The organism is Limnoraphis robusta CS-951 (assembly GCF_000972705.2).
Window position 1 is genome coordinate 1 of sequence record NZ_LATL02000247.1, and the last position, 14964, is coordinate 14964.

Annotated in this window: 8 protein-coding genes and 1 tRNA gene; 7 read left to right on the forward strand and 2 right to left on the reverse strand. The window is 40.6% G+C overall.

Going from position 1 to position 14964, the window contains the following annotated elements; translation table 11 throughout:
- Window positions 1-49: 49 nt before the first annotated feature.
- Together cas10d and cas3 are read right to left on the reverse strand one after the other, a co-directional pair.
- On the reverse strand, window positions 50-2992 hold the full coding sequence (gene cas10d / locus WN50_RS21065; protein WP_046279385.1) for a type I-D CRISPR-associated protein Cas10d/Csc3: 2943 nt from the start codon (window positions 2990-2992) through the stop codon (window positions 50-52).
- 5 nt (window positions 2993-2997) lie between these two features.
- A complete protein-coding gene (gene cas3, locus WN50_RS21070) occupies window positions 2998-5127 on the reverse strand; it encodes a type I-D CRISPR-associated helicase Cas3' (RefSeq protein ID WP_046279384.1) in 2130 nt (709 codons plus the stop codon).
- A 213-nt stretch (window positions 5128-5340) separates the two neighbouring features.
- Here cas3 and WN50_RS21075 point away from each other — a divergent pair, with 213 nt between their 5' ends.
- The 7 genes from WN50_RS21075 (at window position 5341) to WN50_RS21105 (ending at window position 14483) form a co-directional block, all read left to right on the forward strand.
- Entirely contained in the window at window positions 5341-6300 is a 960-nt protein-coding gene (locus tag WN50_RS21075; RefSeq protein ID WP_046279383.1) for a helix-turn-helix transcriptional regulator, read from the forward strand.
- Window positions 6301-6575: 275 nt separating this feature from the next.
- The gene (locus WN50_RS34225; protein WP_049560628.1) at window positions 6576-9536 is read left to right on the forward strand and encodes an Ig-like domain-containing protein; all 2961 of its coding nucleotides are present in this window, start codon (window positions 6576-6578) and stop codon (window positions 9534-9536) included.
- An 82-nt stretch (window positions 9537-9618) separates the two neighbouring features.
- Window positions 9619-12447 (forward strand): two-partner secretion domain-containing protein, encoded by a 2829-nt coding sequence (locus WN50_RS21085; RefSeq protein ID WP_049560632.1) that lies wholly within the window; start codon window positions 9619-9621, stop codon window positions 12445-12447.
- A 521-nt stretch (window positions 12448-12968) separates the two neighbouring features.
- Window positions 12969-13199, forward strand: coding sequence for a DNA-directed RNA polymerase subunit omega (locus tag WN50_RS21090; protein ID WP_046280246.1), 231 nt, complete (start codon window positions 12969-12971; stop codon window positions 13197-13199).
- Window positions 13200-13250: 51 nt separating this feature from the next.
- The gene (locus tag WN50_RS21095) at window positions 13251-13907 is read left to right on the forward strand and encodes a hypothetical protein (RefSeq protein WP_046280247.1); all 657 of its coding nucleotides are present in this window, start codon (window positions 13251-13253) and stop codon (window positions 13905-13907) included.
- A gap of 93 nt (window positions 13908-14000) precedes the next feature.
- A complete protein-coding gene (locus WN50_RS21100; protein WP_046280248.1) occupies window positions 14001-14375 on the forward strand; it encodes a DUF1818 family protein in 375 nt (124 codons plus the stop codon).
- Window positions 14376-14409: 34 nt separating this feature from the next.
- A tRNA-Pro gene (locus WN50_RS21105) sits at window positions 14410-14483 on the forward strand.
- Window positions 14484-14964: the final 481 nt, after the last annotated feature.

Consider the following 14964-nt stretch of genomic DNA (forward strand, 5'->3'; position numbering starts at 1 on the left):
CTTGATCCCCCCTTAGAAAGGGGGGTTAGGCGAGGGGAGAAGAATTGAATTAATCCTCATTATTGAGGGTTTCTGAATTTAATTGATTTGAACTCGCTCTTTCCTCCAAAGCAATCATGCGATAGGCAAATTCAGCCCCAGCTTTGATACGGTTGCGGTTTTCTTGTAGTAAAGCAATATCCCCTTTACACATCTTTTCAAACAGTTTCTCCACACAGGTTTTCATAAAGGTATGAATGGCTTCAAACTCTTGTTGTTGTCGAATTTCATAGGGAATTGATTTGTCCTTAATAATCGGACGTTTATAGGCTTCTTGACGGTCTAACGCCGCTTGAATTTGTCCAGCACCTTGCAGAATTAATTCTTCATTATCCCAGTTTTCAGGAACCGAAAGAATCGCTTCTAAGGCTTTAGTAAGGGGAAATAAAATCGCATGGCTAGACTCTCCCAAATTGACTTGATAAAACTTGCGGTATTGACTAACTAACTCTTTCGTGACTTTTAGTTTATCGGTCATGTTTTCATCTCCTTCTGACAAAATTTCAGCATATTTCCAATAGGTTTTCACTTCCTTTGATTTCGGAAAATCTCGCCCATCTCGGCGTAATCCTTCGTTGGCTAAGGTAAAAACATTTAAAACATTGGTCATCACCTCCCTAACGGTTCCATTAAACGCTTGCCAACGTTCTTCTTGACCTTTACTGCGATTATCTAAATGCAGACAATAAGCCACTAATAATCGTTTTATTGCTGGATAAATCTCTTGAATTCTTAGCGATGTGGGTAAACCTAATAACTGCCAAAATCCTACTACACCATCCAAAATTACAGAGTCTCGGAAATCACTATCACTGCTATAAAGCGGAATTGAACTCGCAGTTGTTACCACTTTAACGCCTAATAAAAGCGGCAAAGCTAAAGCCAAAAAAGCAGGTTGTACCCAAGCATCTGTTTGTGTTTTTCCTCGCGGTGTTGTATAAGTCATTGCCATAAATGGGGCGTGGCTTGAATATTTCATTTCCGCAAACTCTCCCATTTCTGCTTCAGAAGATAGCCAATCAACTGCTTGTAAACCAGAGACATCTAATCCAAATTCTAGCCATTTTTTCCGCACATTCCATAAACTCACCCGTTTGATATCATTGACTAAAAATTGTACAGCTTTCGCCGTTTGTGGAGAATAGACATAAGCCGGGAAAATATATAGAAAAATCGGTTGTTGTTCTTCCAATTTCCCTGCGGGTACTCTCCAAATAGCTTGCCTTAGCAACATCTCCAACGACCAAATTTTTGAGATTCCCCGCTTAATCTTTCGTCCCCCCAAAGGGTTTTTATTGCTGTATTGTTGGGGCTTAAATAAAACTACAGAATCCATCTGGTCTTCTGAGGGAAATTCCCCCGAACTCAAAGAACAAATTGGCTGTTTAGCGACTTTTGTTTTTGCTTCCGTATAAGTCGTGAGTTCTTGTTCAAAACTTGGCGGTTCTGTTTCCCATCCTCCTACTTCTAAATACTGTTCAAGATAGCTATTAAACACGGCTTTTGTTGGGCTTTCAGATTCATATAATAGATTATTCGTATCAGCCCAATCTGCTAAATTTTCAGCAATTTCTAAAAGTTTAATCGAAATATCTTCAGGGCGCAAACGAGCGTTATTGGCAATATAATAAGCCGCCACTCGATACCATCCATAGTTTACCCCTCCTGACTGTTCTTGAGTTTGTTCGGGTGTAATTTGCTCTTGAAGTTGCAACGTTTCCAACATCCAAGTAATAAACTCAGGACAATTTTCAAAAAATTCTCGCTGAACAAGGATAATAAATTCGGCTATTTTATCCGCTCGAATATCTGCACCAGTGGCTAAAAGTTCTCGTTCAGTTTCACTCAGTTCTAGCTTTTCTAGTCGCTTCGGAGTTGCTGGATTTTTAATATTTGCAACTCGTGCATCAATCACATCAGGAAGTAAACGAATCAGTTCAGAAGATGAAAACAATTCTAACGTTTGAGAGGCTATTTTTAATCCCTTTCCATCCCGCTTGAACCCAACTTCACCCCCGCTCATTTTCCCGGATAAAACTTGGCTGATTTCGCGCCACAGAAATGCTTTCAACTCCAAAATATCCGGTGCTTCACTGTCTAACGGTGTTAAATAAACCACCCCTTGAGCAAAAAATAAAATCGGTTTCCATCCTAATTCATCACCAAAATTAACCAGAGAATTATGAATCGCATTACTCAAAATACCGAGACTATTTCTGAGACGATGATAGACTAATTTTCGTTTAATTCCCAAAGTGTTTAAATGTTCTCGCAAACGTTCACCCCCCGTTTTTATCTCAATTTCTCCGGGGTCTGTTAGGTGAACGGCTACGTCTCCAAAACCCAACAAATGACGCAAAGGAAGCTTTAGCCGTTTTCCATTTAAAGTAAATGTTGGCCAGTTTGACGGGAAAGGATTTGTACTCGCTTTAAACTGAGTATTTTGAGCGAGAAAACCAATTTCAGGAAGGTAATTTTTCCAGTCAGACCAAAACAATTGAAAGTTTAATTTGTCTCCCAATTCCTCACACAGTTTGAGAATTTCAGCAACTTCATAGGCTTTGGGCGGGTCATCTTCGCCCTGAGCGTCACAATATTTGTTGTAGTCGTGCAGGGTAATTCCTAAACAGAGTAAGCGTTTTTCAACATCAGATAAAGCCTGAGAAGCACTCAAATATTCTGACAGGTTCCAAGCGGTTAGTAACGCATTCAATACATGAACACAAAGATTTTGATCGGCGCGACTACTCCAAGAAAGGGCATTTTTTTCGGCATATTTATCGCCTCTGGCTAAGAGTTGATTGAGGTGAACTTCGTAGGAACCCCCCAAAGCAGAAATTGTTGAAAATTCTCGCTCTATTTCTGGTAAAATTGTCTCAATATAAGAGCGTAAAATCGGGTCAGTTTCTTCGGGTAAGGTTTGAATCAGTAAAGTTTGCAGTAAAGTGTTCATGGGTTTTAGAAAATAGAGGATTTAACTTGAGTGCGATAAAACTTTTTCAACCGCCATCCTAATGCTTTTAACAACAAAGCATCTTGATTAAATGCACAGGCGTAGGCTTGGTCATCTCCATCAATCAAACGATATAATCCAAATAAAGGACTAAGATTGAGAGTTTTACTCACATCCCAATGGCTGTTTTTTCGTTTGCGATCAACCGGAACAAGAAAGGTGAGTAATTTCTTCCGAGATAAACAAGTAATCACATCAGACTGCGGATGACCATCGATACTTAATCGGTCAATTAATGACAGTTCACCAATGATTAACTTGGAACTACTTCGATTACAATGCAGGCTGATTTCATGTCGAGTATCTGTCCATTCTCGGACTCGAAAATAGGCTTGAATATACTCATCGGGAAATTCTTCTTCATCATGTCCGGCTTGACTCGCTGCTTGAATAAATTCTTCGCGCTTAATCACCTCAACATTTGCATGAGGAATTAAACGCAATAAATCGTAGGTATAAAACCGATGTTCATCCCAAATAGCCGCTTGTAATGCCGAACCTCCCCGAAATCTTAAGAGTTCTTTTTGAGTCTCCCTTCCCACTGCATCATTATCTTTAGAAAGGGCGAACCAATGCCAAGGGTAAGATTGGATTTTTGTATCGTAGATTCTCTGTAAATCTTGGGTAATGCAATCGCGAATATTTTGACTCACTTTAGCATTTTCATCTTTAGAAAACATTTGAGCAAACATTCCTTCAGCTTGCAATGCACCCCAACAACTCCGATAGTCTTGAAAGTCTCTTGGAGGACTAAACGCATCAAGAATCCCCTGATTTAAAGTCTCTCGATTGATAGCTTCTTCTGTGTTAAAATAGTCTTGTAATCTCGCTGTTACCCAAGGAGTATGTCCAGGAATTAAAACAATAGCTTGATAATGAGAAAATCCCGGATGTCGCCCCAAACGTCCTAAACGTTGAATCACGGTTGACGAGTCGCTTCCCTCACAAATAAGCAGGTGAATTTTGAAGTCAACTCCCACATCAACCGCAGAAGTTCCAATCACTAAAACAGGTTGAGATGCGTCTTTTAATTCCGCTTGAATTTGCGATCGCTCTCCCCGATCAATTCGTCCACTAATTTCGCGTACAATAACATTAGGAAGTAAACGTTGTAGCTGTTTAGTGACTCGACTAACAAGAGCAACAGAGTTGAGAATGATTAAGCCTCGCCCGGATAATTCTTGCTCTAATTGTTCTAAAATCCAACTCACATTCTGAGTCAACCAACCGGAAACATCCGTATCTTTTAGTTCGACAAATTCAAGTTCTATCTCTTGTAAAATGGGTCTGTAACCCAGCAGTTTTTCATTGGCATAGTTTCCCTCAATTTCTGCAACTTTAAACCCCGCTTTTTGTAGCAGTTCAATAAATTCAGGTTTGGGGGTAGCAGAAGTAAAGAGAAATCGTTTTTTTCGCTGTTGGGTATGACGAATAAAGCACATACTATTTAATATAGCGGCTTCTTGATGCGGCCCAAACAAGGGAAATTCATCTAATATCCACAAATCAGGCCATTCCGCTAAAATCAAAGGAAGTTCGCTGCGTCCATAAGCCGGATGAATATATTGATGGTGAATAATCAGGTGAAAAATATCAGGGTTTGTCAGCAGAATGGGTTTATAATAAATTGCCGATCGCAACGCTAAAAATTTGTTGCTGTATTCCTGTTTAATTCGACGTGCAAGTTCAGCCCCAAATAAACAGTCAATTCGTTCTTCTGCATCCAAACCAAAAAGGTGATGATATTCCGTTTGTTGTCGGACTTGATCTTCTACTAATTCAATCGTGGGATACAGCGCCATCATGCAAAAATTCTGATCGATTAAACTAGCGAGAGAAGCAGATAATGTTTTTCCGTCGCCCGTTTTTCCTGTGTTAAAAATGACATCAGCACTTCCCTGTTGAACCTCAGCACAGGTTTTTGCTTGATGAGAAGAAAGCGGACAAGTGTGATTTTCAAGGGGCTTGAATTCAGGCGCTTTATCCTGTACAATACAAGAATCTTTGCAGCCTAAAGGACAGCTACCAACTCCGGGGTTGAGTTGGGAGTAAAGGGGTTGAATTGATATTTTCACAGTTTTGTTTGTGTTGGCTGTTAAATCCTAGTCTATTACCCCTTCTCAAAAAGTTGTTATCAAAAAATGATAATAACTAAAATTAGAAGGGTAATATAGCAGTTTTCAGTTCTGTGAGGTACACCGATTGGGTAGAAACTTGGTTTCTGCTAGAAACCGGGTTTTTGGTTTGTACCTCATACGAGCGCACACCGCTATATCATTCTTAGATCAATGTCCCCAAAGCGTGACAATTACAATCAACTAGCGTTTGCTCTAGAAATTCTCAGGCTGTTATCCCAAAAGCCCCTAACCCGCAACGAACTTTGTGATTTACTTTCAACCTTTTTAGAACGTCACGACAAAACCAGTGGCGATATTAACCAAAAAGTTGTTCGTACTATTAGCAAATTGAGAGATTGTGGTTTTGATATTCAATGTTCTCCCCATCATCCCTACAAACTAATAGAATCTAATTTTCCTATTTTGCTGTCTCTTGAACAGCGACAGGCGTTAGCAATGGCGGCTAACTTTTTAGGAGAGATGGGATTTTCAACTCAAGCCGCACAAATTTTGAGGATTGCTAATATTAATTATAACGATCAACCGAGTCCTGTAAACGTTAATTTTAGCCCTCCCGTAGATTACAGCGAAACTCAAACCGAAACAGTGGTGCGTGAACTTCAGGAACGGTTAAACAAAAAGTGTTGCTTTTCGATTCGGTATCGTAGCAGTAATGGAAATGAAAAAATTTGGGATATTCACCGTTCAGAATTGCGTTTACATAATGGCGTGCTTTATTTATTTACGTTTATTCCAACTTGGTTTTGTAAACACGAAAAACCGCCAAGTTTTGAACAAAATGTAGCTTTGAGGGTGGATAGAATTTTAAAAGTTTTTCCATCTTCTCATACCCCTTGGACTCTGTTCAACTTCCCAACTCAAAAAATTCACTATCGGATGAGTGGTGAATTGAGAAATTATCAACCTCGTCGAGCCAATGAGCAGGTTTTTTATCGAGATTCTCAAGGGAAGTTTGTTGATATTTTAGCAGAAGAAGACTACCCTTTTTGGTTTCGTCAGCGTATTCTGCAATATGGTTCTAATGTTCTAGTTTTAGAACCGGAGTGGTTAGCAAAAGAAATTCAAGAAGAACATCAAAAAGCTTTTCAACAGTATTCTTTGAAGGATTAATCAAGAAGTTGGCTTCTGTTGCCAAGTTATGAAGATGTCAAGATTGTCAGCTTACCTGATGATTTATATTTTAAAATTTTGTAAAGTTTGTTGACTTATTTCTAGCCCATGAGTACCCTATAAAGAAATTAAAGTCGTAAGCTTCTACGGTTTCTTCAATTCAAATGAATTGACTTAACCTCATTTTAACTCAAGATTATACTCATTAATTCATTGAAAAAGTAAAAGCCAATTAAAGTTAACAGTTATTTAAACTATCTGGGAGTTAATACCGCATGATCGAGATAAACGGAACAGCAGGTAACGACAATTTACCGGGAACGGGTGAAGCTGATGTAATTTTTGGGCTAGAAGGAAATGACCTCATTTCTGGTAGTAGTGGAGATGATTCTTTATTCGGCTTTGAGGGGAATGATACTTTATATGGTAACGAAGGCAATGATACTTTATTTGGGAATCAAAATAGCGATCTTTTAATAGGATGGGGTGGAGAGGATTGGTTATTTGGCGGTAAAGGAGGTGACATCATTGAAGATGGTACAGGAGAGGATCAAGTCTTTGGTAATCTGGGAGATGATTTATTAAAAGGCGGTGCAGATAACGATCAAAAATATGGCGGACAGGCTAATGATACCGTAATCGGCGGTACGGGAAATGATCAAGTATTTGGCGATCGCGGTAATGATATTCTCTGGGGAGTTGATGTCGATGCTATCAACCCTGGAATCAATGAAATAGATACTTTAACTGGCGGTTCAGAACAGGATATATTTGTTCTCGGCGATCAATCTCGGTTGTATTATATCGGTTCGGGAAATAATGATTTTGCCCTAATTACGGATTTTAATGTTGTAGAAGATCAAATTAATGTTGGGAATAATCAAGTTATTTATGCGGAAACTGTCCTAAATGAATTGGGGTTGGGAGTTGCAATTTCCAGTCAAAGTGGTGATTTGATAGCCTTTGTTCAAAATGCGAATGTTAGTCAATTTATCACGGGTTCAAATGTAGTCGAACCTCCTCAAACTGAAGAAGCAATTCCTCGTCAAATTGAAGAACCACAGTTTCCTGAAGTTATTGTCCCAACACCAACACCAGACCCGATAATTACCCCAACTCCAACACCAACACCCGATCCAATTACCCCAACTCCAACACCTGTTGTAATTACCCCAACACCCACACCTGTTGTAATTACCCCAACACCCACACCAGACCCGATAATTACCCCAACTCCAACACCTGTTGTAATTACCCCAACACCCACACCAACACCTGTTGTAATTACCCCAACTCCAACACCAACACCCGAACCTGTATTTACCCCAACTCCAACACCAACACCAGACCCGATAATTACCCCAACTCCAACACCAACACCTGTTGTAATTACCCCAACACCAACACCAACACCAGACCCGATAATTACCCCAACTCCAACACCCGAACCTGTAGTTACCCCAACACCAACACCAACACCTGTTGTAATTACCCCAACACCAACACCAACACCAGACCCGATAATTACCCCAACTCCAACACCAACACCCGAACCTGTAGTTACCCCAACTCCAACACCAACACCTGTTGTAATTACCCCAACACCAACACCAACACCTGTTGTAATTACCCCAACACCAACACCCGAACCAGAACCACAACCGAATATACCACCCGTTGCTGATAATGACAACTACACTACAGGTTTTCAATCCCCCATTACCGTTGATGCTGTTTCCGGGGTTCTTAATGGTGATACCGATAGCGATGGAAATACTTTAACAGCAATATTGGTTAATTCGCCTGCAAATGGTAGCGTTAACTTGAATGAAAATGGTTCATTTAGTTATACTCCTAATAGTGGATTTTCGGGAGTTGATAGCTTTATCTACGTTGCTAATGATGGAAAAGAGGACTCCGATTTTGCTACCGTTACGATTAATATAGAACCACAAGAACAGACCATACACCGAAACGGTTACTCTCAGACGAATTCGAGTTTTATACTAGAGAAAACATTCTCACTTACTAATTATGGAAATAACGATCAAGTTATTGTTGATGAAAACAGTAATACTGATTTGGGTGATTTCCGAGAAGCAGTTAAAGACTTTGTTACTGTTACTTATGACGAAGATCTAGAACAGATTATAGAAAGCACTCCAGAGGTCGTAGATTTAAGAGTAAGATTTATTGAAAGAGATGACATAATCGCTAAATTTAAGCCAATTGATGAAGAGGGCAATCCTATTACTGATGAACAGGGTAATAATATAGATGAAGTTCCCGACTCATTTCAAGGAGATATTATCGTTTATGAATTTCGTGAAAATGGAACTGAAAATATTTTAGAAGAACTCGTTTTTTCCACAGATTTTACCAATACGGATTTACCCAACAAACCCATTAACTATAATCTAGCAACTAACTCTCTAGAATATATTATCGAGCAGGATATACTACAGTTTACCTGGAAAAAACCTGATGCAATCCAACAGATATATAAAGATTATCCCTTTAATGATAACGAGATTATTCTTAACGAAGCAGAACCTCCTCTACCCTCCGAACAAACCTATTCTAAAAGAGAGATTGATGATACGACTGTACTGACCACATTCCTACTTACTAATAACGGAGATAACTATCAAACTATTGACGATCAAGACGATAGTGATACAAGGAGTTTATTCCCAGAAGCAATTCAAGACTTTGTTACTTATAATAATGACAGTGGTATTCAGCTTGCTAACTTAGGTGATACGATTAATTTTAATGGTGAGACAGAACTTATTGAAGAAGGTACTACTCTTAGTTTTAACAACGAAGGAGAGCCTGTCTTTACAGGAGTGGATGTAGAAACAGAAATTACCCCAGTTGTTGATTTGAGGATCAAATTAATTGAACGAGATGATATAATCGCCGAATTAGAACCAACCGATGAGGAGGGCAATCCTATTGTTGAACTTGATGACTCATTTGAAGGAAGTATCATACTTTATGAATTCTTTGACACCGAGACTGAAACGGTTTTAGAAGAACTCTTTTTGTTTACCAACGAGTTTTCAGAACAATCTGAGGTTGATGATGCCGTTAACTCTTTAGAAAGTATCATTGAGGAAGATTTACTCAGCTTTACCTTGGAAAAGCCAGATGCAATTCAAGTTATTTTAGGGGCAGTAACTCCCAGTGAAGCACGTTCTATTGGTGAAGGCTTTGTTAATCCTGAAGAATAAATTGAATTACTTTTCTAGTGAGGCAAAGCAATGATTCCAGCCAGTTCATCTGTAGCAAATGTTAAATTATTTCGGATAAATAATGTTCAAAAACTCAAGCAAAGTATTTTGTGATTGGCTGTTTAAAGCGAGTTTACTGACGGTTTCACTGGCTTCCATACCCGTTTCTGCACAAATCATTCCAGACAATACTCTACCTCAAAACTCCGTTGTAACTCCCCAAGGGAATATTCGACAAATTGATGGGGGAACAAGAAGCGGAAATACTTTATTTCACAGTTTTGAACGGTTCTCAGTACCAACGGGTGAAACGGCTTTTTTTAACAATGCTGTTGACATTCAGAATATTTTCTCTCGCGTTACCGGAAGTTCAATTTCTGAGATTAATGGTATTCTCAAAGCTAACGGTGTTGCGAATTTATTTCTGATTAACCCCAACGGGATTATTTTTGGCGAAAATGCCTCCCTTGATATTGGCGGTTCGTTTTTTGCCACAAGTGCTGACAGTATTATTTTTGCCAATGGAACAGAATTTAGAGCGACAAACCCCAACAGTCCACCGCTATTAGTTATTAACATTCCTGTTGGCTTAAGGTTTCGGGAAAATCCAGGATCTCTTGTCATTCGCTCCCGATCTACTATCATTAAAAGTGACAACATAGGTCAACAGATTACGACCAGAGGTTTACAAGTTACGTCCGAACAAACCTTAGCTTTGGTGGGCGGAGATGTTCGTTTAGAAGGTGGAATTTTAACGGCTCCATCAGGAAGAATTGAGTTGGGGAGCGCAGCCGGAAATAGCTATATTGGCATTAGTTCTCAGTCGGAAGGATTTGCTCTAAATTACAATAGAGTTGAGAATTTTCAAGATATTGGTTTGTCTGATTTCGCCTCAATAGAAACCACTGGAGAGCGAGGCGGAGAGATTACAATTCAAGGTAGACAAGTCAATTTAACAGGTGATTCTGCAATGATTTCCTCTACTTTGGGTGAGGGAATTGGTGGAGATATTTTCATCGTTGCTTCTGATTCTGTAACCATTGAACAACAAGGTGGTTTATTTGCTGAAGTGCGTCCGAATGCAACGGGTCAAGGAGGAACAATTACCGTTGAAACAGGACGGTTAACACTCACAAACGGGGCGCAAATTTCCGCTACAACTTCGGGGTTTGGTCAAGCGGGAAACTTGGCGATCGCAGCAACGGAGTCAATTGATTTGATTGGAGAAGCACCTAACAGAGAAAACCCCAGTGGTTTGTTTGCGCGAGTGGAAGCGGGAGCAACGGGAAATGGAGGTAATATCACTGTTGAAACCCATCGTTTAACTGCTCGGAATGGGGCGCAGATTTCAACGGACACTTTTGGTTTTGGTAATGCGGGTGATTTATTTGTAAATGCTTCAGGAGTAGAGGTCGTTGGTTCTACCGCAGATGGTCGGTTTGCGAGTGGTTTATATGCTCAGGTGGGTGAGGGAGGTGTTGGAAATGGAGGGAATTTAACGATTAATACCAATCAATTGATTGTCAGTCAGGGCGCACAAATTAGCACAACGGCTCGCAATACTGGACGTGCTGGAATTTTAACAATTAATGCTAATAATTCAGTCATTTTAAGTGGAACCGCAGCCGTTTCAGAACCACAAGAAGACCAAAGAAGCGGGATTTTTGTTTCTGCTGAACCGCCAATTATTGATGAGTCAGGACAACCGTTTATTACCACTGCCGACGCTGGAGAATTAATTATCAATACCCCGGAATTAATTGTTGAAAATGGGGCGAGAATATCTGCCGATAACTTTGGGACGGGTGGCGGAAGTAATGTTAACTTAAATGTTTCTCGGTTAATTATTCGAGATGGCGGGCAAATTGGGGCGGGTTCTCTTGTCGAAGAAAATGCTATTAATAACGAACGGGGTTCGGGCGGAACGTTAACGGTTAATGCTTCTGAGTCTGTAGAAATTACGGGAACGGATACCATTGGTTCAACTGTTGAAAATAGTCGCTTATTTACCTTAGCAGAAGGCACAGGAAATGCGGGAAATTTAAACATTTTTACGCCCAATTTAACCGTTGCTAACGAAGGAGAAGTTAATGTTAGTGCGACGGCAACGGGGGAAGCTGGAAGTTTAAATGTTGAAGCGAATTCAATTCGTCTGAATCAGGCAAGTCTGAGGGCAGAAACTCGTCTTGGAACTCAAGGAAATATTACCATAAATTCGCGTGAGATTCAACTACGTCGGGGCAGTCAAATTACTACAAATTCCTTAGAAACAGGCACGGGTGGAAATATTACGATTAATAGTAATCAGTTAGTTGCAATTGAAAATAGCGATATTTCTGCCAATGCTCAAGCGGGGTTAGGGGGTCAAGTGATTATTAATGCAGATGCCGTTTTTGGAACTCAATTCCGTACTCAACAAACCTCAGCCAGTGATATTACTGCAACCTCTGAACTGGGTGCAGAATTTAGCGGAACGGTTGAATTAAATAGCGAAATTGACCCCGCTCAAGGATTAGTAGAATTGCCTCAAACGGTTGTTGATCCGGCTGCATTAATTGCTCAAGATGCCTGTAAAAAAGGTCAATATAGTTCATTTGTGAATACAGGTCGTGGGGGATTGCCACCTAGTCCTCAAGAAAGTTTACGCAGTGAAGAAACATTAGTTCCTTTAATAGAATTGCCTCCAGATATTGAGTCTCGCCGTCATCATTCACCCTCTCATAAAAGTCGAGTGCAGCGAAATATTTCCCCCAACCTCAATCAACCTATTTCGAGTTTAGATATTGTTCCGGCGAGAGGATGGATACGCAATGAGAAAGGAGAGGTGATTTTAGTCGGCTACGATCCTACAAAAACGGGGGTGATTCGTCAACGTCAACAAATTCCAAATCAGTGCGATCGCCAATCATAAAATGCCAAATATCCCCGTCTATAACCCGAAAATCCACAATTATCGGCTGCGTTTACCATACATCCAATGATAAGGGACTTTGAAATTGAGTTGTGTATTTATAGATATCCTTCTGTCCAACACTTTTATTGTCTTCCCAATATCTGAGGCATTTGTTTCGCACAAATTGAACTGTACGAATTGACTCATCGATTGCTTGACACTGGTGGTCTTTTCCTCTAAACTTGTACTCAAGAATCAATATTTGCGTTATCGACCTGCTACGCAAACTCTCCTAGCACAGTCAAATTAAATTGACAACTTGGCCTAAAAAGCCGTCCTAAAAGGACGGGGCTTTCAACCCAAATTTTAGGTAAAAAATAAACACTACCAGTCATGGGTTTGACGAATGGGTAAGATGAATAGGAGTTTGAGCCGTTTGAGCTTGCTGAAAAAAGCAATAAAGGCAATAAAACCTCATTCACCTTAACAATTCGTTAAGATAGAGTAACTTAGATCTTGACTCAGAGTAAAGCAACTTTATGTACAAGCGTTCTAGCATTGATTCTACAGAAATTACTTGTCGGGCTGCCGATTTAATGAGTGCAGCTTCCAATCGCTATCGCATCACAGTACAAGTCGCCAACCGAGCCAAGCGGTGTCGATACGAAGATTTTGACAGTGTAGATGATAACGTGATGAAGCCTGTCCTGCGAGCGATCATTGAAATGTCTGATGAACTGACTCAACCGGAAATTATAGTAGAACGGTAGTAAGTTAACAGAAATCTAGCTAGCCCGGAATCAATACTCAAACGTAAATTGATGTTAGCAATCATTCAATTTCCGAAGCGATGGTATCCCCCTGTACTCTTAGCGTTAGGTGTCGTCCTTCTAACGATTTTAGGGAGCGCTATAGAGTCTAGTCAATTCCAGGGACTAGCTAGAGTTCGAGGGTTGACGAATGGGGTGGCGATCGCTCAACAACCCCAAACCCGAGCAGTGAGAATTCGCGATGTCTGGCAACAAGTTTATCAGCAAATGCCCGATATCCCGAAAAAAAATGAATATATCTCCCTAGAAACCGGGGAAGTCGCCTCAGACGATACATTAATCGGGCGATTGATTCGTTATCATGTTTATGTCAAAGGACGTTCTCCCCTATCTCGGTTTGATTGGAAGCTAACATTAGCCGACTATTTGGGGGTAAACGAAGGGATGTTAGACTCTCAGTATCCAGGGGCGGGTTCGTTACAACAAAATCCCCTAGATGGCGATCGTGAAACCGTGAGAAGCTTTAACCGCAAACAACGACAGGAGTTAGTGGATATCTTAGTTAATTCATTTGATCCCAACTCCTCGGAAAATGCGTCGGGTTCTCCCTCAAGTTCATCAGAAGACACCACTCAAACCTCACCCGAAGGAAGTTCGCCGTTACCGCCTATTCCAGAACCGGGAGACGCGGAATTATTGCAATTATAATTTTGTAGGGGCGGGTTCAGCCGAGATCTTTGTCTCAAAGCAAGAATTTAGATAAACCCCCCTACCCCCACCAACAGAATTAATCAACCAAACATGGTATCAGTTGATCGCATTCTGAAAACAGGAACAGGTTGGCGTCTAGGTTGGAACCCCACAGCCACAGAATATCAAGGGTTAGTGGGCGGTGATCACTGGGCGATCGAGTTAACCGCAGCAGAGTTCAATGATTTTTGTCGTCTACTCACCCAACTGAGTCACACAATCAGTCAAATGGCGAGTGAGTTGATGGACTCTGAAAAAATCGCCTGTGACGCCGAGAGTGATTTGCTCTGGATGCAGGTAGAAGGTTATCCTCACGTTTATGGTTTACAGTTTATTCTCAATACAGGGCGACGCGGCGAAGGAAGTTGGCCCCCTGAAGTCGTCTCAGAACTGATTCAAGCAACAAAAATATTAGGTGTTTACTAATTTGAGTTGATCATGTTATACTAGATAAGTCTGTCGGGGCGTAGCGCAGCTTGGTAGCGCACCACTTTGGGGTAGTGGGGGTCGTGGGTTCGAATCCCGCCGCTCCGATTTCAATCAAATTGTACATTCAGGAATTAGATGTCGCTGTTCAGGAGTTAGATGTCGCTAATTCAGAAATTGATGTCGTAAAGAGGATTGAAGACTTTTCAATTTATCTTGCTGTTTACCAAAAATTGCCGCACACGCCCCTACCTTTTAGGTATGGGGATATAAGGCCAGGAAAAATGCTATAATAACTCTACTGGCAGGGTATTCAACCAGTCTAAAAACCCAGCATCTAATGGATGCAATGAACCTTGAAAACTTAAGGTATGGGGTTCTTGCAAGAAATGCTTTGGCCATATAAAACCTTAAAGCACCAAGTACAGAGAATAAAGCATTTTTTCTCAAGTACGGTAGGGCATACCGAAACTATCTCTGAAATGGGATGAACGACTGGGGAGACTCACCCCTCTGGAGTAGGTTAGGAAACTAGCTTGCTGTAAGGGTTGTCAATGAATCAGTAATCCAAAGCCGTGAGGCTTGGAGA

Bases quoted from the DNA above. Each gene is read 5' to 3' on its own strand.
- cas10d (WP_046279385.1), bottom strand. From the start codon at position 2,992: ATGAACACTTTACTGCAAACTTTACTGATTCAAACCTTACCCGAAGAA.
- WN50_RS21075 (WP_046279383.1), top strand. From the start codon at position 5,341: ATGTCCCCAAAGCGTGACAATTACAATCAACTAGCGTTTGCTCTAGAA.
- WN50_RS34225 (WP_049560628.1), top strand. From the start codon at position 6,576: ATGATCGAGATAAACGGAACAGCAGGTAACGACAATTTACCGGGAACG.
- WN50_RS21085 (WP_049560632.1), top strand. From the start codon at position 9,619: ATGTTCAAAAACTCAAGCAAAGTATTTTGTGATTGGCTGTTTAAAGCG.
- WN50_RS21090 (WP_046280246.1), top strand. From the start codon at position 12,969: ATGTACAAGCGTTCTAGCATTGATTCTACAGAAATTACTTGTCGGGCT.
- WN50_RS21095 (WP_046280247.1), top strand. From the start codon at position 13,251: ATGTTAGCAATCATTCAATTTCCGAAGCGATGGTATCCCCCTGTACTC.
- WN50_RS21100 (WP_046280248.1), top strand. From the start codon at position 14,001: ATGGTATCAGTTGATCGCATTCTGAAAACAGGAACAGGTTGGCGTCTA.